Below are 20,836 nucleotides of genomic sequence, written 5' to 3'. Positions count from 1 at the left end.
TTTTAAATCCCAAAAACATCTTTTGAGTTAGCGGTTGTAATCGAAGCTATCTCCTTTACATCCTTATCGTACAATAAAGCTATCTTCTCCAGTACGTTTACAATATAGGAACTTTCATTCCGTTTTCCACGGTATGGAGCTGGAGCTAAATAGGGAGCATCTGTCTCTAAAACAATGTGCTGTAAATCGATTTGATTTAAAAAAGTATCGATTTTTCCGTTTTTAAAGGTTACAACTCCGCCGATCCCCAATTTCATATTATAGGAAATGGCTTGTTTCGCCTGTTCCAAGCTTCCGGTGAAGCAGTGGAAAATTCCACGCAAATCCTCTCCTTTTTCATCCTCAAGAACTTCGAAAATTTCATCAAAAGCTTCCCTGCAATGAATTACAATGGGCAACTTATGTTCTTTAGCCATACGAATCTGACTTTTGAATGCCAGCTGCTGTTGTTTTAAGAAGCTTTTTTCCCAATACAGATCTACACCTATTTCCCCTACCGCGTAGAATTTATGCTCCTTCAGCATTTTAGATACGTGCAATAGTTCATCCTCATAATCTTCCTTAACATGTGTAGGATGCAGCCCCATCATTAGAAAAACATGCTTTGGATATTGCTGTTCCAGTTCGAACATTCTTTGGGTGTAAGTGGAATCAATGGCAGGAATAAAAAAACGCTCCACCCCTTCCGCAAGGGCCCTATTAATTATTGCTGCCCTATCCTCATCAAAAGCTTCACTATATAAATGCGTATGCGTATCCGTGATAATCATGCCGCAAAAATAGACTTATCTTTACAAAATAGAATACAAATAAGCTTCCTGCAACCTAAATTTAGAAATGAGCTCCCTTAAAAGTCTTTTAAAGAATAAGAAATATATCAGAATCCAATTGATTCTAACGTCAACGGATCATTTTGAGATTATGGCGAAAATCAATGGCGTGAAAGGACGTTTTATTCTAGACACCGGCGCCTCCAATACCTGTATAGGTTTTGACAAAATAGAATATTTTAAACTAACATCTAAAGCCTCTGAGATAAAAGCGGCAGGTGCGGGTGCCACCAACATGGAAACCTTGGTTTCCAATAAAAATTTAGTAGAGATTGGTGATTGGCGCAAGAAAAAACTTAAAATCGTACTTTTCGATTTAGTCCATGTAAACGAGGCGTTAATTACCCACAAGGCACTGCCCGTAGATGGAATTATTGGAGCCGATATTTTAAAAAAGGCCAAAGCCATAATCGATTATGATAAAAGATGCGTCTATTTAAAATTGAAAAAATAACTGCATTGTTGACATTACGCTAATAAAAATGCCCGAAGGGAGTTCCTTCGGGCATTTCTAATCGTTTTTCTAAATGTGAATTACATCTCCAATGCATTTTTAACATTTCCATCCATCAGTAACTCTTCCGGACTTTCCAATGCTTCTTTAACAGCTACCAAAAACCCAACTGATTCCTTCCCATCAATTATTCTGTGGTCGTAGGAAAGGGCTACATACATGATGGGCGCAACTGCTATAGCTCCATCCTTCGCAATAGGTCTTTCAACAATATTATGCATGCCCAAAATAGCACTTTGTGGCGGATTTATGATAGGGGTTGATAGCATAGAACCAAAAACACCCCCATTAGTTATGGTAAAAGTACCACCGGTCATTTCGTCTACGGTTATTTCTCCTTCCCTAGCCCTGATTGCCAAGCGCTTCACCTCTGATTCTATACCTCTAAAACTTAGGTTTTCAGCATTTCTGATAACAGGAACCATTAAGCCCTTTGGACCGGATACCGCTATACTGATATCACAGAAATCATAAGAAATCATTTCTTTCCCGTCTATCATGGAATTTACTGCAGGGTACATTTCCAAAGCGCGGACTACCGCCTTTGTGAAAAAGGACATAAATCCAAGTCCCACGCCGTGTTTCTCTTTAAAATCTTCTTTGTATTCATTGCGTAAATCAAAAATAGCTGACATGTCCACCTCATTAAAGGTAGTTAACATGGCCGTTTCATTTTTTGCGGCAACCAAACGCTCCGCTACCTTCCTCCTTAGCATAGACAGTTTGGAACGCTTTTCTCCACGAATACCACCTGTTGGAGTACCCATTGAGGGCACCGCCTTGACAGCATCATCTTTCGTAATCCTGCCATCACGACCTGTACCGCTAACCGAGGAAGCATCAACTCCCTTTTCATCTAGAATTTTCTTAGCTGCCGGCGAAGGGACCCCAGAGGCATACGTCTCCTTTGCTTTTGGCGGTTGTGGAGCTTTCTCACTATTTTTTTTATCTGGAGTGGATTCCTGCTGTTTGGTCAAATCCTTTTCCGCATCAGAGCCAGACCCTTCATCTCCTCCATTGGCAGAACTAGCGGCTTTGCTGGCTCCCTCTGGTTTATCTGCGCTTGTATCTATAAGGCAAACCACCGCCCCGACTTCCACGGCATCACCAACTTCTGCTTTTAAGGTAATTACTCCACTAGCTTCCGCTGGCAATTCCAAGGTGGCCTTATCCGAATCAACTTCCGCTATTGCTTGGTCCTTTTCCACATAATCGCCATCAGCAACCAGCCATTCTGCAATTTCTACTTCAGTGATGGACTCACCCGGGGAGGGGACTTTCATTTCTAATACCATTCTTTCTGTAATTTGATATTCTACTTTCTAATCTTTTGGTTTGGACATATTGTCCTTGGTTTTATCAAAGACATAATCTATTACTTGCTGATGTCGCATCTTAGAACGCACCGAACTTCCTGCAGCTGGAGCCGCATAGAAACGTCTTGAAGCAACCCTAAATTTATGAGCTTCGCTAAAATGCATCATCAAATGGCTCCATGCGCCCATATTTCTAGGTTCTTCCTGGGCCCAAACAATATCATCAGCATTCTTGTACTTGTCCATTAACTCTTTCATCTCTTTTTCTGGTAGTGGGAATAATTGCTCTACCCGAACTAGCGCCACATCATCTCGCTTAAGTTCTTCCTTAACCGCAAGCAAATCATAGTAGAACTTGCCCGTACAGAAAACCAAACTTTTGATATTTTTAATATCTGCCGAAGCATCATCTATAACCATCTGAAAGCTTCCATTGGCCATCTCATCAGCCGTCGAAACCGCTTTTGGATGCCTCAAAAGGCTTTTAGGCGTAAATATAATCAGGGGTTTTCTGAAGTTGACCTTCATCTGGCGTCTAAGGATATGGAACATTTGAGCCGGTGTGGTAACATCCGCTATGTACATATTGTCCTTGGCACATAATTGTAGATAACGCTCCATTCGTGCCGATGAATGCTCCGCACCTTGTCCTTCATAACCATGCGGCAACAACATGACAAGACCGTTCTGTAATTTCCATTTATCCTCGGCGGCCGATATATACTGATCAATCATTATCTGGGCACCATTACTAAAATCCCCGAACTGTGCTTCCCAAATAGTCAAGGTATTGGGACTCGCCATTGCGTAACCATAATCAAAACCAACAACACCGTATTCGGACAAAAGCGAGTTGTAAATCTGAAAAATTCCTTGTTTCTCTGAAATATGGTTCAAAAGCAAAACCTCCTCCTCACTTTCTTCCACCTTCATTACTGCATGGCGGTGGGAAAACGTACCGCGCTCCACATCCTGACCGGACATACGAACGCCAAAGCCTTCTTCCAATAAAGTTCCATAGGCTAACAGTTCGCCCATTGCCCAATCTAATGTATCCGTTTCAAAGAACATTTTCTTACGGTCGTTGACTAATTTTTCGACCTTGCGCAGAAATTTCTTTCCTTTAGGAAGTTCCGTTATAACTTTTGCTATTTCTTCAAGTTTCTTTTTGTCGTAGGTAGTATCTACGGGATCCATCATCTCCCATTCCCTAACATTCTCAAACCCCTTCCACTCGTCCTTCATAAAAGGAGTAATCTCGGTCTTGTCCTCTTTTCTGGAATCCTCTAATTTCTCCTCTAAGGCCTCCTTGTATTTGTTTTCCAGCTCGGTAACATAGCTATCGTTTATGACGCCTTCTTTTATCAACCGCTCCGCATAAATATCCCTTGGGTTCTTGTGCTTAGCTATGGCCTTATATAATTTTGGCTGGGTAAACCTTGGCTCGTCACCCTCGTTATGACCATATTTTCTATACCCTAAAAGGTCGATAAAAACATCCCTTTTAAACTTCATGCGGTATTCCAGAGCAAATAACGAAGCATGAACAACGGCCTCGGCATCATCTGCATTTACGTGAAGCACTGGGCTTAAGGTAACTTTTCCAACATCAGTACAATATGTAGATGTCCTTGCATCCAAATAATTGGTAGTAAATCCAATCTGATTGTTTACAACAATATGAATGGTTCCGCCAGTTTTATATCCATCTAAATTGGCCATTTGAACCACCTCATAAACCAAACCTTGGCCTGCAATGGCGGCATCACCATGAACTACTATTGGAAGTACTTTAGAAAAATCGTCTGGAAAATGGGCATCCTGTTTAGCCCTTGCTATACCCTCTACCACAGCACCAACCGTTTCCAAATGGGAGGGATTTGGCGCAATATTCATTTTAATCTTATTCCCGTTGTCTGACATACGGTCCGAGGTCCAACCCAAATGGTATTTTACATCGCCATCAAAAATCTCCTGTTCGTAATCTTTACCGTCAAACTCGCTAAAGATATCCTTTGCAGATTTACCGAAAATATTGGTCAACACGTTAAGGCGTCCCCTATGGGCCATACCCATTACGAATTGTTTTACCCCCATCTCGGCGGCGCGCTCCACTATGGCATCCAAACCAGGAATTAGAGATTCGTTGCCCTCGAGTGAAAATCGCTTCTGACCTACATATTTTGTGTGCAAAAAACCTTCAAACGAGACCGCATCGTTCAACTTTTTCAGGATGTGCTTTTTACGCTCTGGGGAATAGTTGGGGTGATTATCGTTGACATTAATCCAATTTTGAATCCATTTTACCCTTTCCGGCTTGCGAATATACATGTACTCGACACCAATGGAATCACAGTAGATACTGGTCAGATGTCTAATGATCTCTTTTAGTGTGCTTGGTCCTATTCCAATAATATCACCGGCATTAAAAACGGTGTCCAAATCCGAATTCTCCAGTCCAAAATTTTCAATTTCTAGTGTAGGAATATATTTTCTTCTTTCCCTAACAGGATTGGTCTTTGTGAAAAGGTGTCCACGACTTCTGTAACCATCAATTAGTCGGATTACCTGAAATTCCTTCTGTAAAGATTCGGGCATTTCAATTTGACTTCCATTTACCATGGAAACCACACGGTTCTCAGATTCAATTTCCAGTTCCTCCGAGGAACTTTCCATACCAAAATCAAAACCTTGGAAAAAGGCACGCCAACTTGGTTCTACACTATCTGGATTAGTTAAATACTTGTCATACATCTCTGAAAAAAATGAGGTGTGGGCAGCATTTAAAAAGGAATATTTATCCATGAATTACTTTCTGTATCTTTAGAATAAATTTCATCAAAAATACAACATTTACAATATCTATAAGAAAGTTGTAGCCTATTATTAAAAAAAATGAAAGTTTACTTCACAATCCTCTAAAATGACCTTAAAAAAGTACTTGCTAACCCTATTATTCATCTCTTTTACCTGCTTTGCACAATCGCAAGGTAGCGTCGGTTCCAGTGATTTCTGGAGGCAAGTACGTTTCGGTGGCGGGATAGGACTTGGGTTCACAAATGGCGGCTTCAACGGCTCTATAGCTCCCAGCGCGATCTATCAATTTAATCCGCAATTTGCAGCTGGTGTTAGCCTGAGTTTTAATTACGCCAAGTTTAATGACAATAAGTTGCTGGCCTACGGCGGGAGCCTATTATCCCTTTATAATCCTATTCCACAAATTCAACTGTCCGCCGAGCTTGAACAACTACGAATCAACAGAACGTTAAATGCCTTTCCAAATGACATTACGGATAATTATTGGTCCCCTGCCCTATTCTTGGGGGTGGGCTACAGTACCTATAATGTGACGGTTGGGCTACGTTATGATGTTCTGTACAACGACGAAAAAAGCATCTATTTAAATGCACTCATGCCTTTTGTCAGGGTCTATTTCTGATTATGAAGAATAGCTGTCCCTAGTTAAAATTTTCTCCAACTCTCTTTTAAGGATAATAAAGGATACTTGTTGTGACACTTCTACGGCATCGGTCACTCTGATTTCTTTAAAAGCCTTTTCAGAAATATCAATTACATAAAGCAAGTTCAGGTAACGATCAAAGTGCTCCATGACCAGCAGGTAAATCTTCTCCTGAAGCAAATCCTTCAAACCATCAATCGAGATGTCACTTTTAATATCGAATGCAATATTGGCCAAAGTAAAGTCTTTTCGCAATTGCTGATGAAGCCTTTGTAACAAGGCATTATCCTGTGCATATTGAAGTAACTGAATGGTATTTGAAAAGTCCATTCCTAAATCTACAAAATGAAATATTTATAGGGGTCTATTCAATTTTTAACTTCAGATTAAATTGAGAACAGTTTAATCAGTCCCTTATTTTCTGCTCCCAAATCCATGCATATTTCATGGCCTCATCCAAGGAATATTCCGCTTTCCATCCCAGAACGGTATTTGCTTTTGTGGTATCAGCATAGGCAGCCGTGATGTCTCCGGGTCGTCTGCCAACTATTTTATAGTTAAGCTTTTTACCTGATACCCTTTCAAAACTTTCAATCACTTCCAGTACCGAACTACCCTTTCCTGTACCAACGTTAAACACCTCGTAATTTTCTTCGTTCTTTCCTTCCAACAATCTCTCCAAAGCTACCACATGCGCCTTGGCCAAATCTACCACATAAATATAATCTCTGATACAGGTGCCATCTGGTGTAGGGTAATCATCTCCAAAAACGGATAGCTGATTCCGCATGCCTATCCCAGTCTGAGTAATAAATGGAACCAGATTCTGGGGAACCCCTTTAGGAAGCTCACCAATTTCCGTGGAAGGATGCGCACCCATAGGGTTAAAATATCTCAAGGCTATGGCATTAAGGTTTGGGGTAACTTTGCATGTATCCGCTATGATTTCCTCCCCCATTTGTTTGGTATTCCCATAAGGTGATTCAGCAACTTTTACAGGGGCGTCCTCCGTAATGGGCATTTTATCTGCCTGACCATATACCGTACAAGATGAACTAAATATAAAACTGGCCTTTTCCTTTTTACACAGTTCTTTTAAGATATAAACCAGGGTTCCTAAATTATTTTCATAATACAAAAGTGGTTTTTCTACACTTTCCCCAACGGCTTTTGAGGCGGCAAAATGAATGACGCCTTGGACATCTTGATGTCTTTTGAAAAAGTCCTCAACTATACTCTTTTCCTTTAAATCCAATTTTTCAAAGACCGGTTTTTTTCCAGTAATGGCCTCTATACCTTCCAATACCTTTTCTTCCGAGTTAGAACAGTCATCAATAATAACCACCTCAAATCCTTTGTTTTGAAGTTCTACAACGGTATGCGAACCAATAAAGCCTAGACCTCCTGTTACCAGTACTTTCATTTTTAATTTTTACGTATTGACGCGAATTTATTCTAAACCATTAATTATCCGTTAACAAAACCGATAACCGTGGAAGTTATATAGTCGATCTGTTCATCATCAAGTTCCGTATGCATAGGTAAGGAAATCACCTCCTTCACTAACTGATTGGTTACCGGAAAATCTTTTTCTAAGTAACGCTCATCCAGATAAGCCTTTTGCCGATGCAGGGGGATAGGATAATAAACACCACAGGGTACATCGTTAGCATTCAAGAACTTTACTAGTTCATCCCTTTTTCCATTGGTAATTCGAAGCGTGTATTGATGAAAAACATGACAATCACAAATATCACAAATCCCTTCACAGCCGTTGACCGTTGTAGGGACAATTATATTTGGCTGATCTTTAAAAGCTTTTGAATATTTTCTGGCTGCATTTCTCCTTGCCTCACAATAGGTATCCAATTTTGGTAATTTTGACCTTAATACCGCTGCTTGAATGGAATCTAACCTGGAGTTGACCCCTATTACATCGTGATGGTATCTTTCATACATACCATGATTAACGATTCCGCGGATGGTATGCGCCAAATCATCGTCATTGGTGAAAATTGCTCCCCCATCGCCGTAACAGCCAAGGTTTTTGGAAGGGAAAAATGATGTTGCCCCCACATGTCCCATAGTACCGGCCATGCTTTTCTTTCCCGTTCTGGATAGATACTTTGCTCCAATGGCCTGTGCATTGTCCTCAATCACGAATAAATCATGTCTCTCCGCTATTTCCAATATCGCATCCATATCGGCGCACTGCCCGAACAGATGCACAGGAACGATTGCCTTAGTTTTTGGGGTTATGGCTTTCTCTATTGCCTGTATATCAATATTAAAAGTCTCTGGGTCCACATCCACCAATACAGGGGTGAGCTGTAAGAGTGCAATGACCTCTACTGTTGCGGCAAAAGTAAAGTCCGCAGTAATAACCTCGTCACCAGGCTTAAGCCCAAGGCCCATCATCGCTATCTGAAGGGCATCGGTACCATTGGCACAAGGTATTACGTGCTTTACATCCAAATAGTCCTCTAAATCTTTTTGAAAGGCATGAACCTCTGGTCCGTTTATAAATGCCGATGTTTCTAAAATTTGGTTGATGGAGGCGTTGACCTGCTCCTTTATTTCCTGATATTGACCTCCTAGGTCTACCATTTGGATTTTCTTCATCTTTTGAGATTAGCTATACTGGGCAAAAATACGAAACGCGCTACAATGATTTTCTGGAAAGAAATGTAATTTAGCCGTAAATACATCGGTTTGCCAACAATCTATAATTTTATTGTTTCCCTAACATGGCAGTTTTTAAAACTTCTGTCCCACATAAACCCCAAACTCAACCTTTTTGTCAAAGGCAGGAAAAATACCTTATCCACACTTAAAAAACACGTTTCAGAAACCGATAGCGTTATCTGGGTGCATGCCGCATCTCTGGGAGAATACGAGCAAGGTTTGCCTGTTATGGAAAAAATCAGACAACGATATCCTCAGCATAAATTATTGCTGACTTTCTTCTCTCCTTCGGGTTATGAAATTAAGAAAAACACAAAAGCAGCCCATGTGGTTTGTTACCTTCCCATGGATACCAAAAAAAAAGTAAGCGCCTTCCTAGATTTGGCTCATCCAGAGTTAGTCCTGTTCATTAAATATGAAATTTGGCCGAACTACCTGGCCGAATTGAAAAAGCGTGCCATACCCACCCTACTGGTATCCGCCTTGTTTAAATCCAATCAAATTTATTTTAAGGGTTATGGTGGATTTATGAGAAAAGCATTATTGGCCTTCACACATTTCTATGTACAAGATGATACTTCCAAAAAGCTTTTAGAGTCCATTAATTTGAGCAATGTAACTGTTTCTGGGGACACCCGCTTTGATAGGGTTCATGAGATTTTGGAAAGAGACAACCAGTTGGATTTCATCAAAAAATTTAAACAATCAAGTTTTTGCACGGTAGCTGGCAGTACTTGGCCAGAAGACGAAAAGATAATTGTTCCCTACATAAATACATCCTCTATGGATGAAAAGTTTATTATCGCCCCACACACCTTAAAATCAGCACATATTCAAGATTTAAAAAAGAGTATTACCAAGAAAAGTATACTATTCTCCAATCTTGAGAACCAAAATATCGAGGATGCCGATGTACTTATTCTGGATACCATTGGAATTTTGACAAAGGTATATAGTTACGCAGACGTTTCCTATGTGGGCGGAGGTTTCGCTACGGGACTTCACAATACCTTAGAACCTGCGGTTTTCGGGGTTCCCGTACTAATCGGCCCGAATTACAAAGGCTTTAGAGAGGCGGAGAATTTAGTGGAATTAGGTGGAATCATTCCAGTCAAAAGTGAAATAAGTTTTTCTGAGACGGTAAAAAAATTATTCAGTAATAAAGATTTAAGAGATAGAATAGGAAAAATTAACGAGCAATTTATACTTAACAACAAAGGGGCAAGCATCCAAATTATGGAGCATATCCGTACATTATTATAGCACAACACCCTGTTTTATATGAAGTTTTTCCGAATAGCAATATACTTACTTGTAATTTTTATACTGTTTTCCTGCAGGGAATCATTCGTAAAAACGAAAGATACAGTTCCTGTAAAAGGCGTGCCTGAACCCAATGAAGAAAAGGTAGACTCCATAAACCTCTTTAAAAAAAATCCTGAAGAAAGAGAGAAAACCAAATTCAAGCAAAATTTGGATACGTTAAAACCTAAATTGGCTTTGAGCGGAGATAGCATTCCTTCCTCTTTTTGAATATCGGAGATTGAATAATTAAACCAGCGCTTGAATAACCTACAACCTAAAAGATTGTATTTATAGGTGTTTTTTAACTTTTAGTCGATTTACAACTCCATTCGGTCTTTTTTCGCCACATTCTCCATATATTAGAGAAAACAACACTATATGATTATGGAACAGGAACTTAGCTCAGGCGTGAAAATGCTTAATGGGTTTTTAAAATTGATGATATTTTGCTTAGTAGCTATTCTAATTGCTATTCCCTTAGCGGCAATTGCCGAAATGATTGGTTTTTTTGACTAATTATTACCCGTTTTCAAGAATCAGTTCACCTTACGTTGACTATCAAATGGTCGTCCTAATTGCTAATATATTCTAGGGAATCAGAATCCGATAAAATTCCAAGTTCTTCGGTAAAATGCATATTATCCGAAATTTAGACCACAAAAAAGTACCCATACACCACATATTTGTAGGATTTTACAACATTGCCACGTCGTTCATCGAAAGCATATCTTAATTTTAATAGGATATAACTTTAAAGTAGGTAACGTTATGAACCATTTATCATTTAAATCTGTGGTAGATTCCTATCTATCAGTATTAATTATTGCGATGAACGCCTTTTTGGCCGTAGTTGCAGTTGGAACTTTAATGGCCTTAGTTGGCTTAATCTAAATTTAATTGAAACGATAATTTATTCGATTAAAAATTACTTTAGGAAAACCCCTCATTGAGGGGTTTTTGTATTAAATATTTTGAGATTCTGATTATTAATCTTTAAAATATTGTCAAGATGTTCTTCTCTTTTATTTAGGTATTTGACGTAATGCGTATGTTCCCATAAATTTGTTCAATTACCGTAGGCATAGATATCCTTCAGTACGCTTTCAGTATCCGTTGAATCCTTGACCTTTAAGTCATACCGAATAGTAATTTTTGTACCTATCGGCGCATGATAATAAATTATCCACGCATCGGATTCCCTGGTTCCGATACAGCCATTGGAATAGGCTTTACCCAATGATTTGGGGTTGGTGGTGGGATGTATGAGCTGTCCGTTACGCATACCATTAATCTCGGTTTCTATCCAAGGTATCTGTGGCATCATTGTGGTTCTGTCATCGTCCCGTTTGGTCCGGTAAAATCGTTTCCCATCCACAGGATTATAGAAAAAAGGGTCGCGCCTATAATCCACAATTTCACCCTTGCCGGTTTTGGTTCGCAAATCGGTAATTCTGTCGCCCATTTTCAAATAACGTTTGCGGTTTTGTCCAACCCTTATGGGAAAAGTATACAGCAAAGTGGCATCCTCATAAATACGCAACTTAAATTCAGGGATATTAATATCAATATGCGTCTTATTCATTTTTTCGATAAGACCATACGCGGTAGCGGCATCGGGTATGAATATAGAATCGGCCGGACGCAACACAATAAGCTGTTTTTGGTCGTAAACGAACGAATCTCGTTGCATTAAACGATAATAATCCGTATTGGCCAAGGTGTCCATTATCCAAGGGTTGGCACGTACCAAAAGATGTTCTGACAATGGATAATTGGTCAAGGAATCGTAGGCGACGACTAATGAATCAAGGTATCTAAAATAGTCGTGAATGTGAACGGTATCAATATTGCTTACCCATTTGGGAATATTGGGCCTTTTAATACTGTCGTATAGGCTATCAGGATTCTTATAGAAACCAATATCCGAGGGTTTAACTATTGTTCCTATGCTCAACAATACCAAAGGAAGCAGCAGGAAAATGACAGAAGTTTTAGGGTTGTTTTTCATTAGTATTTTTTGTTAAACTGATTTCTTAGGATTAACGAACCGATGTTTCTTCTTGATGGTGATAGCCGAGTTCAAGTAGTTTTCCCTCCATACCGCTTTACAATCTGTTTTAATCTAATATTCATCATTTTGAAATATGATTACATGTTCTTGCTTAGTTATGGTTCACAACAATATATATTTGAGTTACAGAATTGATGAAAAAATTACGCCTAATGTCTGTTAATTTAAATGATACTTATCAGTACTGTGGATTATTATACTGCTAAATCAGCAATACTTTGGCTCCCCTGATCTGTTGCTCCTTCAGTTCCGTCAGGGCCTTGTTCGCTTCTTCCAAGGGATATACATGAAAATTAGGTCTGATTTTCGCTTGTGCCGCCAATTCTAAAAATTCGGAAACATCCTTGCCCGTTACATTGGCAACAGACTTGAGTTCCTTCTCCATCCACAAATCATCTTGATAGGATAGGTCTTGAAAGTAATGCCTGTCATAGTCCTCTTTTCGGATGGCGTTGATAACCAATCGTCCTCCTTTTTCGAGATTTCCCAAGGCTTCAATAACGGGTTTCCAAGCGGGGGTGGTGTCGATGATGGCGTTCATTTTCTCGGGGGGTGAATCTGTAATATCACCCGCCCAAACGGCTCCGAGTCCTTTGGCAAATTCACGTTCCTCTTCCTTTCTTGCAAAAACGAATACTTGGGTATTGGGATAGCAATACTTGACCATTTTTAGTACCAAATGGGCCGAAGCTCCAAAACCTGTTAGTCCCAACCTATCGCCATTATTTATTTGAGCCAGCCGAATGGACCGGTAACCAATAGCTCCTGCGCATAGCAAAGGTGCCGCCTCGGTATCGGTAAAAAATCCAGGAATTTCATGTGCATATTTTTCGGAAACGATCATATATTCGGCATAGCCGCCATTAACATCTTTGCCAGTAGCTTTAAAATTGTCACAAAGATTCTCATGGCCATCCCTACAAAATTTGCACTTACCGCAAGCTGAAAAAATCCAAGCGACACCCACCCGATCGCCGACCTTTAATTTTGTTATCCCTGAGCCCAATTTTTCTACCAGACCAACAACCTGATGCCCAAGTACCACCGGAAGTTTTGGAGGCGCCAATCTCCCTTCAATTTCGTCAAGCTCGGTACGGCAGACTCCACAGACAGAGATTTTAATGCGAACTTCATTTTCATTTGGTTCTGGAATGGGAATGTCAACCAATTCTAGCGGAAATCTGTTTTTCTTTAAATCAGATATTTCTTTAAGAATCATTGCTTTCATATCTCCAATTGTAATATTTCAATTTTCTTCAAAAATGTCTATTGACCTGAGGTAATCTATATCAATATCTTCCATCATAGTCAATCATTACAAAAAGTCCTGCTGGTCAATTTTGATAAATGTAATTGAACCCAAACGGATTATGAATGATGAATATCATCCCAAATATTCTGGCTCAAATGATGTTGGTCATTTTTTAACCTTAGGTATTACCATAATTTTGGTAGGACTCCAAAGAATGGTAAAATGCAAAGTGAGCAGAATTACAAATCCGTAAACATCGTGTTGGATGGACTTGTCCTAAAAGGAAATCTTGCAGTTCCCAAAAATGCTATAGGAATAGTCATTTTTTCCCATGGTAGCGGTAGTAGTCGCCTTAGCCCTAGAAACAATTATGTGGCTGAAGTTCTACAAGCAAAAGGCTTAGCCACCTTACTGTTTGATTTATTGACCGAAGATGAGGACCGTATCTATGAGAACCGGTTTAATATCGATTTATTGACCATGCGTCTGATAGATGTGACCCAATGGGTACAACGGCAAAAGGAAACCGAAGCACTGTCCATAGGATATTTTGGGGCTAGTACGGGTGCGGCTTCAGCATTACGTGCTGCCGCTTTCTATGGTAATGATATCAAGGCGGTTGTTTCCAGAGGGGGCAGGCCGGATATGGCCATCCACGAATTACACAAGGTAATTGCTCCCACTCTTCTTATTGTGGGTGGCTGGGACGATGTGGTCATAGAGCTCAACCAAAAAGCATATCAAAAACTACAAAGCGAACGTAAATTGGAAATCGTACCTAGGGCCTCCCATTTGTTCGAAGAGGCAGGAAAATTGGAAGAAGTGGCCCGGATATCAGCCAATTGGTTTGCAAAATATTTACAGCGACAAAAAATGGAAAAAGATGTTCAAGAATAGAATAGACGCAGGTCGTCAGTTGGCAGAAAAAATAATGAAGTTCAAGGATGAAAATGTAGTGGTCCTGGCCATTCCTAGAGGCGGACTTCCTCTGGGAGCAATCATTGCAAAGGCATTGGAAGCTCCCTTGGATGTTGCCCTTACTAAAAAAATAGGTCATCCTTTCCACAAGGAATATGCCATTGGGGCAGTAAGTTTAGATGACATTATTCTGACCGATGCCATGGGGGTGACCCAAGGTTATATAAGCGAAGAGACCAAGCGCATCCGTAAAAAACTGCAACAACGGTATGACGAATATTATAAAGAACGTTCACCTGTAAATGTAAAGGATAAAACAGTAATCATAGTCGATGACGGAATCGCGACCGGGAATACACTACTGGCAACTATACAACTCGTGAGCAAACGAACCCCGAAAAAAATTGTCGTAGCAATTCCCGTAGCACCAAACTCGGCAATAAAAAAACTTGAAAACACAGAAAAAGTTCATGAGGTAATCTGTTTACAGGTACCGTACAATTTTCAGGCGGTTGGTCAATTTTACAAAGAATTCCGTCAGGTTTCCGATGAGGAAGCCATAATTTATTTGGAGCAGGCCGATACATCAAAAAAAACTAACCCTTAACAACTGCCACTGGTCTCAATTTCGCGACTTTCTTGGCAATACCCGAATCGCTTACGGTATCGACCACCATATTGACATCCTTATATGCTATGGGTGCTTCTTCGGCAATTCCTTTAAAAGAACCCGCTTCTACAAAAATACCTTCTTCCTTGAGTTTCTCTTTGAGGACAGGAGCATTTACCTGCTTTTTGGCAGCTGTCCTTGATAACCGTCTACCCGCCCCATGGCAACAGGAACCGAAGGTCAGTTCTTTGCTTCTGTCGGTACCGGCCAATACATAGGAACAGGTACCCATGCTTCCGGGGATGATTACAGGTTGCCCATTGGCTTTATAACTTTCTGGTATTTCCTCAAAACCTGGGCCGAAAGCTCTTGTGGCCCCTTTGCGGTGTACAATTACCTCTGTTTGCACCCCATTTATGTCATGTGTTTCAACTTTGGCAATATTGTGAGCCACATCGTACATCAGTTTCAAAGGCGCAACGGTAGGTCCAAAGATATTGCTCCAGGCCATTCTAGCCTCCCAAGAAATTACTTCCCTGTTGCACCATGCATAATTGGCAGCAGCGCACATAGCCTTAAAATAGTTTTGTCCTTCTTCAGAGTTGAAAGGTACACAGGCCAATTCCCTATCGGGAACTTCAATGCCATAGTTGGGCATTGCGGTCATAATCTGCCTAATATAGTCCGTGGCGACTTGATGCCCCAGCCCTCGAGATCCGGTGTGAATCAATATCACTACCTGACCTAAGGACAGACCGTAGGCTTCCGCAATGATCTCATCATAAATTTTTTCAACATAATCTACCTCCACAAAATGGTTTCCAGAACCTATCGTGCCCAGTTGGTTGGTACCCCTTTTTTTGCCATGGCAGAAACCAAGGATGGATCAGCATTTTTCAACCGACCATTACTTTCCATAAACGCCAAATCCTCTTTGATACCATATCCTTTTTCAACGGCCCACTCCGCACCATTCAAAAGTACTTCGTCAATTTCTTGTTCAGAGAGTTTGATTTGTCCGCCTTTTCCCATTCCAGAGGGAATCTGGGCATACAATTCTTTGGATAAAGCTTCCAATTTGCCCTTTATCTCATCAATTTTTTTATCAGACGTCAACAATCGTACTCCGCAATTGATATCGTAGCCGATACCCCCAGGGGAAATGGCCCCATCCGGATGCATCGTGGCCGCTACGCCACCAATAGGAAAACCATAGCCTTCATGAACATCGGGCATAACTAGGGAGGCTCCCTGGATACCGGGCAACGAAGCCACGTTAACCAATTGTGCCAAAGACCGATCTTCCATAATCGCATCTAACAAGGGTTCGGATGCCAATACCCTGGCGGGCACCCGCATTTTAGGACGGAACGTTCTGGGAATCTCCCACAAGTAATCCTCGATTTTATGGATGTCTTCTTTGCTGATTTTCATCTGTCTCTTAGATATCAAAAATGACCAAGGTTGCCCACTGATCTCTATTATTTTTGCATACGTCGGCTTCATGGTAGGTTACCGCCTTGATTTCCTCATCAAAACCCTGGATTTTCTTCCCTCGGATTTCAGCTATCGTATGATGCGGCGTAAAATCTAAAAATTCAACCTCGCAAAAAATCGCGTTTTCGGCATAGGAAGTCGATAGTGCCTCAGATAAAAAATCAATAAGCAAACAGGTACTGTCTAACGCAGTAATTTCTAGTACCAACTTGCAATCGAAACCCACATTCCGATCACAAAACCCAGCCTTTAGAATATGGCTCATTCCCTTTACTCCTGCCCGAAACAATTCCTCCAAATGGGAACCCTCAATTTTCATCCGGATATCAGCAGTATGGGGAAGGTATTCGATTTTCATTTTTTGGTCGCTTTCACGACAACAAAAGAACCCTCTCCGAAACCCTGCTTCGGTAGTTGCACTTCCTTAATTGTATCCAAATCGCCAAAAAGAGTCTGATTGAATTCCAAATCCTTAAATCCGAACTCTTTTAGTAATCTCTGAATTCGGTCAACAGTATAAAAATTTGCTTTTGCAAAGAAAGTACTGCGATGGCGTTTTTCGATATATTGTTTTGCTACACTTTGGTCTTTATCCAAAAACGCTATTATAACGCACCCCTTATGCTTTAATACCCTATGGGCTTCTGCTAGCGCATTCTTCATATTTTCTAGGTGGCAAATAGTTACGAAAAGCACAAAATCAAAATGCAAATCGCCATAGGGTAGCCTCTCCGCTGTTCCATCTATGACCTCGATCCCCCTATTTATAGCTTTTTTGGCCATGGCTTCAGAAGGTTCAACGCCTTCCTTTATACCTAAGGGAAGAGCAAACCTTCCCGTGCCCAAACCCACTTCAATACCTCTTATGTTCTCCGGCAATTTCTGTAACTGTTCCCTTATGGCATCTATCTCTGATTGATAGACCTCAGGGTACTCTTCATACCAGTGTTCGTAAGCTTCGACATTTTTATCAAAAATTTCTGTTTGTAACATAAAGTCCTTTGTTTAAAATTTACTTATCTCTCATTAAATTGGACAATGGTCAATTTCCTATATTAACCAAAGTGATTTTAACCATGAACCTAATCCATTTCACAAGTAACATTTAATTGAAGATTACGCGCTTAAACTGATCTGATGTGATTAATAGTCTAGAAACCTTCTTGCATAATACGTTAAATGATAACCTCAAAACTGTGGTTGGAATCACCTTCTCCTCAATGACTTTTTAAAATGAATTGATTCGTTTTATATACTAAATGAGTATGTTTCCTTAAAGATATTCGCCTTTTTCATTCATTTTGACGCGCACGATATCATCCCCATTTTTCAATTTAATCTTGTATTTCTTCGTCACTCCTCTATCCTCGTTATAATTGACCAGATAAACATCTTTTGTAATTTTCCATCCCGGATAACGGTCTGAAACTGCTTTTTTAACGGCTTTGGGCAATTTGACGTTTTTAAACCTTTCGGCCGTTCGTAATAATTTGCCTTCACTATCGTAAGCTGCTAGAATTCTGCCATTGGGTATGTAAAAGTTGATACTATAAACACCCCAATCATCTTCGTAATATTCGGAATCTTTAAGGTTAAAGGCCGCTACTTTGCGTTCCAATAATTCTACCGGTACCGAAGCTACTTCCTCGGTATTCACATTCTGTAAATACTTATAATTGGTTGCATACACCACCACTTCAGAAAGCTGTTCTGTTTTTATGATTTGAGCACTGGCTGGGATGGTCAAGCCCAAGGCTAATAGACCTAATACTAGTTTTGTCATGATCAAATATTTAAGTTATTTTTAATTAATTCTCATAGTATACAAATTGAATAGCTCAAAGCTAGAGCATTGCTTTACCCATTACAATGACTTGAGTCAGTCTGACGGGTGTTTAATACACTACGTTAACCCATAAAGAAAAGACAGACTACAGGTTTTTATGAAGTTGGAATTGGCGTGATCATATCTCCTAATTCAAAGACAATGGTACCTGTATATGAAAAGTCCTCTTTTCTGTTGATATAACATTTTGATTTGGCTATAGATTTTATTTTCATGTCAAAATTCTTGAACCAAGTGCCATAAACTTGTGCGACAATTTTGCTTTCGGTAATTTCTTCGGCATACATGGTGCAAAAAATAGTATGGTGCTTGTGGGTCAATGCCAATATTTCGGTCAAAAAATTGAGCAGCAAATCTTTACTATTCTCCGCCGTTACCTGAATTTTCATTGTGCAATCATAATGTTTAGCCGAACTACATGCTCCGGGACTTAACAGGTGACCCAAACCTCTAAGACTATTTTTAAACAAATGTTGTAACGATAGTCCCTCGACTGTGATTTGCGAACGTGGAGTTTCCAAGGCTTTTTTAATAGGCCTCCTTTTGTGTTTCTTAGATTTTTCAACTTCTAAGTGCATGAGTGTATTATTTTGATTCAGATTTATTCGTAACCAGCACCCAGAATTTAAAGAAGACAACAAATTATTACAATGACCTGTGTCAGTATTTATGACTTTCAGACTATCAATTTGTAATACATGGGGTGGGGCCGTTCAATACCTAAAAACCGCATTCATAGAACTCTCTTTTAATGGCATTTCATTTGAGGGCAAAACATAGACTTTGCCACCTCTCTTAAAGGCTTCTATCGCTGCCAAATTGGTCAATGAGGTATTGCTTAAGTCCTTTTCGTCATCGGTTATAATCTTGTTATTTTCAAAATCATAAGTGCCGAAGATATCGTCTTCATCAGCAATGAAGAGGGTATCGACCTTTCCATGTAAGGCAGCGTTGAGAATATCATCTATTTCGTAAGAGGTCTTCTGAGTATGATAAAGCTCGTTAAATTGTAGTGCCTTCTGGGATTGGTGCTTTGTAAAATGCTTTTCCATCAAATTCCAAGATGCTTCGTGCAAACTGGTTTTACCTCTAAATTCCGGATCGCCTCCCAAATTCTCTGGATGAAGTTCTGGATACGTACTGGCGTCTTTATAGATATCGAATAAATGGTCTACACAAACCAATACCAAGGGAACATTTTTGTGCCCAATCACTTTTTTCACACCTTTGTCAACGGCCCTGAAGAAGGTCACTAGTTCTTTTCTTTCGTCATCTTTACCTTCGCCATGCCCATGAAATGAACCAGCGCTATGCACATTTTGCCCAGTTCTAAACTGCAACATTTTTGGCTTGTGATCAAAACCTACCGCTTCTTCTAGGCGCTTAGGGGCAAAATCTTCAACGTATACATCTTTGAAATGAAACCTAGATGCTTCGTACAATTTTACATAATCTTGGCTGAGTTCCAATAGGTAATACATACCCACATTATGGTATAATGGCAATAATGGTTTTAAATAGTAATGGCTGGAGACATAGGTTTTCACCTCGAAAGAAATTGGGACCTTAAAATACTGCATCCCATCTTTAGGGTTTAAAAAAATGGCTAGTCCGTCTGAGGGGTTTCGCCAAAAATCCACTCTGTCCAGAAGTTGTGCTACGGGATCGAGATGTTTGTTAATTTCATCAATATGCATTTGATGTTGCGTCAACGTATCCCGTACTTCGTTAATACACTTTTTAAGAAAGCCTTGTGCTAGATGTAAGTTTTGTTCCTGTCCCTTTTTATCCATGGGAAGATAGATAGAAACACAATGCAGTGCGTGGGTTTCTATTAATGATTCAAAAATCTCTTTCGGTAACGGGTGAATTTCAGAAGTATGCATAACCAAACTTTTTGGCCAAAGTAACGATTGGATTGAAATATCAAAATGACTTCTATCAGGATGTAGAAATTAGAGTTATTAGTGACACCTTAAAAATTAGAAACTAACCACTTTTATCGGTAGCCGAGAACGCTTAGAAATTCTTTTTTGAATTCCATTAAAATGATAATTGTCACGTATCATAACTCTATGAATCTTTAAAATATGTAAGATTGGCAGTAAATTTTTTAAAAGCATATTGGGATACTGATGGGTGCAAAAGGTACCATCACTTCAGATAAGGTCAATTTTTACCTCCACCTAGCAACCTTTCGACTCGTCATATTGTAATCTGTAATTTTTAGATTATCAATTTTATTGATTGGATGACGACGAAAAAAGGCAGAAAGTATTGCACACCACTATGACCTGAGTCATTTGGCACCTTTTTTTTCACTCGTTTCTTTGTAAATGGAAACGATTAAATGGTTCTAAAAAATTTATAATGAAAAACACTAGTATTTATCAACTTTATAATGGATTAATTCACGACGTCATGTTTTACACAGAAGAAATACAACACCTTTTTGAATAAGGACGAGTTCTGTGAAACCAACTTGAGCAGCAGCCAATATGAGAATATTCTATTAAAGGCAACTCTTGAAAA

Annotated in this window: 21 protein-coding genes and 2 pseudogenes; 8 read left to right on the top strand and 15 right to left on the bottom strand. The window is 39.7% G+C overall.

Going from position 1 to position 20,836, the window contains the following annotated elements:
* Positions 1 to 2: 2 nt before the first annotated feature.
* Positions 3 to 770, bottom strand: a complete 768-nt coding sequence (locus N8A89_RS10800; protein ID WP_289644307.1) for a TatD family hydrolase — start codon at positions 768 to 770, stop codon at positions 3 to 5.
* A 67-nt stretch (positions 771 to 837) separates the two neighbouring features.
* On the opposite strand from N8A89_RS10800, the gene N8A89_RS10795 reads away from it, so the two are divergent.
* Entirely contained in the window at positions 838 to 1,284 is a 447-nt protein-coding gene (locus N8A89_RS10795; RefSeq protein WP_281542276.1) for a retropepsin-like aspartic protease, read from the top strand.
* Between the two features lie 80 nt (positions 1,285 to 1,364).
* On the opposite strand, the gene odhB is transcribed toward N8A89_RS10795, so the two are convergent.
* Together odhB and N8A89_RS10785 are read right to left on the bottom strand one after the other, a co-directional pair.
* Positions 1,365 to 2,639, bottom strand: coding sequence for a 2-oxoglutarate dehydrogenase complex dihydrolipoyllysine-residue succinyltransferase (odhB, locus tag N8A89_RS10790; protein ID WP_289644306.1), 1,275 nt, complete (start codon positions 2,637 to 2,639; stop codon positions 1,365 to 1,367).
* Positions 2,640 to 2,666: 27 nt separating this feature from the next.
* Complete coding sequence (locus N8A89_RS10785) at positions 2,667 to 5,465, bottom strand: 2-oxoglutarate dehydrogenase E1 component (protein WP_281542275.1); 2,799 nt, start codon at positions 5,463 to 5,465, stop codon at positions 2,667 to 2,669.
* Between the two features lie 118 nt (positions 5,466 to 5,583).
* Here N8A89_RS10785 and N8A89_RS10780 point away from each other — a divergent pair, with 118 nt between their 5' ends.
* Positions 5,584 to 6,099, top strand: coding sequence for an alpha-ketoglutarate decarboxylase (locus N8A89_RS10780; protein ID WP_281542274.1), 516 nt, complete (start codon positions 5,584 to 5,586; stop codon positions 6,097 to 6,099).
* Here N8A89_RS10780 and N8A89_RS10775 read toward each other — a convergent pair whose 3' ends face one another.
* From N8A89_RS10775 to N8A89_RS10765, 3 genes are all read right to left on the bottom strand, one after another.
* Positions 6,100 to 6,450, bottom strand: coding sequence for a hypothetical protein (locus N8A89_RS10775; RefSeq protein WP_281542273.1), 351 nt, complete (start codon positions 6,448 to 6,450; stop codon positions 6,100 to 6,102).
* A gap of 76 nt (positions 6,451 to 6,526) precedes the next feature.
* A complete protein-coding gene (gene galE / locus N8A89_RS10770) occupies positions 6,527 to 7,543 on the bottom strand; it encodes a UDP-glucose 4-epimerase GalE (RefSeq protein ID WP_281542272.1) in 1,017 nt (338 codons plus the stop codon).
* A 44-nt stretch (positions 7,544 to 7,587) separates the two neighbouring features.
* A complete protein-coding gene (locus tag N8A89_RS10765; protein WP_281542271.1) occupies positions 7,588 to 8,742 on the bottom strand; it encodes a DegT/DnrJ/EryC1/StrS family aminotransferase in 1,155 nt (384 codons plus the stop codon).
* Positions 8,743 to 8,832: 90 nt separating this feature from the next.
* On the opposite strand from N8A89_RS10765, the gene N8A89_RS10760 reads away from it, so the two are divergent.
* The 4 genes from N8A89_RS10760 to N8A89_RS10745 all read left to right on the top strand — a co-directional run bounded on the left by N8A89_RS10760 (position 8,833) and on the right by N8A89_RS10745 (position 11,001).
* Positions 8,833 to 10,068: a 3-deoxy-D-manno-octulosonic acid transferase gene (locus tag N8A89_RS10760; protein WP_289644304.1), complete on the top strand. Its 1,236-nt coding sequence runs from the start codon at positions 8,833 to 8,835 to the stop codon at positions 10,066 to 10,068.
* 18 nt (positions 10,069 to 10,086) lie between these two features.
* The gene (locus tag N8A89_RS10755; protein WP_289644303.1) at positions 10,087 to 10,338 is read left to right on the top strand and encodes a hypothetical protein; all 252 of its coding nucleotides are present in this window, start codon (positions 10,087 to 10,089) and stop codon (positions 10,336 to 10,338) included.
* Between the two features lie 156 nt (positions 10,339 to 10,494).
* Positions 10,495 to 10,626, top strand: a complete 132-nt coding sequence (locus N8A89_RS10750; protein WP_281542270.1) for a hypothetical protein — start codon at positions 10,495 to 10,497, stop codon at positions 10,624 to 10,626.
* Positions 10,627 to 10,878: 252 nt separating this feature from the next.
* Positions 10,879 to 11,001, top strand: a complete 123-nt coding sequence (locus N8A89_RS10745; RefSeq protein ID WP_281542269.1) for a hypothetical protein — start codon at positions 10,879 to 10,881, stop codon at positions 10,999 to 11,001.
* 52 nt (positions 11,002 to 11,053) lie between these two features.
* Here N8A89_RS10745 and N8A89_RS17795 read toward each other — a convergent pair.
* The 3 genes and pseudogenes from N8A89_RS17795 to N8A89_RS10735 form a co-directional block, all read right to left on the bottom strand.
* Positions 11,054 to 11,161: pseudogene (locus N8A89_RS17795) on the bottom strand (hypothetical protein); the annotation flags it as partial.
* A gap of 15 nt (positions 11,162 to 11,176) precedes the next feature.
* Positions 11,177 to 12,118: a L,D-transpeptidase gene (locus N8A89_RS10740; RefSeq protein WP_281542268.1), complete on the bottom strand. Its 942-nt coding sequence runs from the start codon at positions 12,116 to 12,118 to the stop codon at positions 11,177 to 11,179.
* A gap of 265 nt (positions 12,119 to 12,383) precedes the next feature.
* The gene (locus N8A89_RS10735; RefSeq protein WP_289644302.1) at positions 12,384 to 13,409 is read right to left on the bottom strand and encodes a zinc-dependent alcohol dehydrogenase family protein; all 1,026 of its coding nucleotides are present in this window, start codon (positions 13,407 to 13,409) and stop codon (positions 12,384 to 12,386) included.
* 246 nt (positions 13,410 to 13,655) lie between these two features.
* On the opposite strand from N8A89_RS10735, the gene N8A89_RS10730 reads away from it, so the two are divergent.
* Together N8A89_RS10730 and N8A89_RS10725 are read left to right on the top strand one after the other, a co-directional pair.
* Positions 13,656 to 14,330, top strand: a complete 675-nt coding sequence (locus N8A89_RS10730) for a dienelactone hydrolase family protein (RefSeq protein WP_289644300.1) — start codon at positions 13,656 to 13,658, stop codon at positions 14,328 to 14,330.
* The gene (locus N8A89_RS10725; protein WP_289644299.1) at positions 14,317 to 14,958 is read left to right on the top strand and encodes a phosphoribosyltransferase; all 642 of its coding nucleotides are present in this window, start codon (positions 14,317 to 14,319) and stop codon (positions 14,956 to 14,958) included. Before N8A89_RS10730 ends, N8A89_RS10725 begins: the two co-directional genes overlap by 14 nt.
* On the opposite strand, the pseudogene N8A89_RS10720 reads toward N8A89_RS10725, so the two are convergent.
* The 6 genes and pseudogenes from N8A89_RS10720 to N8A89_RS10695 all read right to left on the bottom strand — a co-directional run bounded on the left by N8A89_RS10720 (position 14,948) and on the right by N8A89_RS10695 (position 20,190).
* Positions 14,948 to 16,197: pseudogene (locus N8A89_RS10720) on the bottom strand (RtcB family protein). The gene N8A89_RS10725 and the pseudogene N8A89_RS10720 sit on opposite strands and share 11 nt — an antisense overlap.
* A 205-nt stretch (positions 16,198 to 16,402) precedes the next feature.
* Complete coding sequence (locus N8A89_RS10715; RefSeq protein ID WP_281542262.1) at positions 16,403 to 16,816, bottom strand: archease; 414 nt, start codon at positions 16,814 to 16,816, stop codon at positions 16,403 to 16,405.
* Complete coding sequence (locus N8A89_RS10710; protein ID WP_281542261.1) at positions 16,813 to 17,451, bottom strand: class I SAM-dependent methyltransferase; 639 nt, start codon at positions 17,449 to 17,451, stop codon at positions 16,813 to 16,815. The genes N8A89_RS10715 and N8A89_RS10710 overlap by 4 nt, the downstream gene beginning before the upstream one ends.
* A 280-nt stretch (positions 17,452 to 17,731) precedes the next feature.
* Complete coding sequence (locus N8A89_RS10705; RefSeq protein ID WP_281542260.1) at positions 17,732 to 18,241, bottom strand: nicotinate-nucleotide adenylyltransferase; 510 nt, start codon at positions 18,239 to 18,241, stop codon at positions 17,732 to 17,734.
* Between the two features lie 158 nt (positions 18,242 to 18,399).
* A complete protein-coding gene (locus N8A89_RS10700) occupies positions 18,400 to 18,882 on the bottom strand; it encodes an archease (protein WP_281542259.1) in 483 nt (160 codons plus the stop codon).
* Between the two features lie 135 nt (positions 18,883 to 19,017).
* Positions 19,018 to 20,190, bottom strand: coding sequence for a baeRF7 domain-containing protein (locus tag N8A89_RS10695; protein ID WP_281542258.1), 1,173 nt, complete (start codon positions 20,188 to 20,190; stop codon positions 19,018 to 19,020).
* Positions 20,191 to 20,836: the final 646 nt, after the last annotated feature.

The organism is Maribacter aestuarii (assembly GCF_027474845.2).
GTDB lineage: Bacteria > Bacteroidota > Bacteroidia > Flavobacteriales > Flavobacteriaceae > Maribacter > Maribacter aestuarii.
Note: the sequence above shows the minus strand (reverse complement) of the source record. Positions and strands in the feature narration are given on the sequence as shown.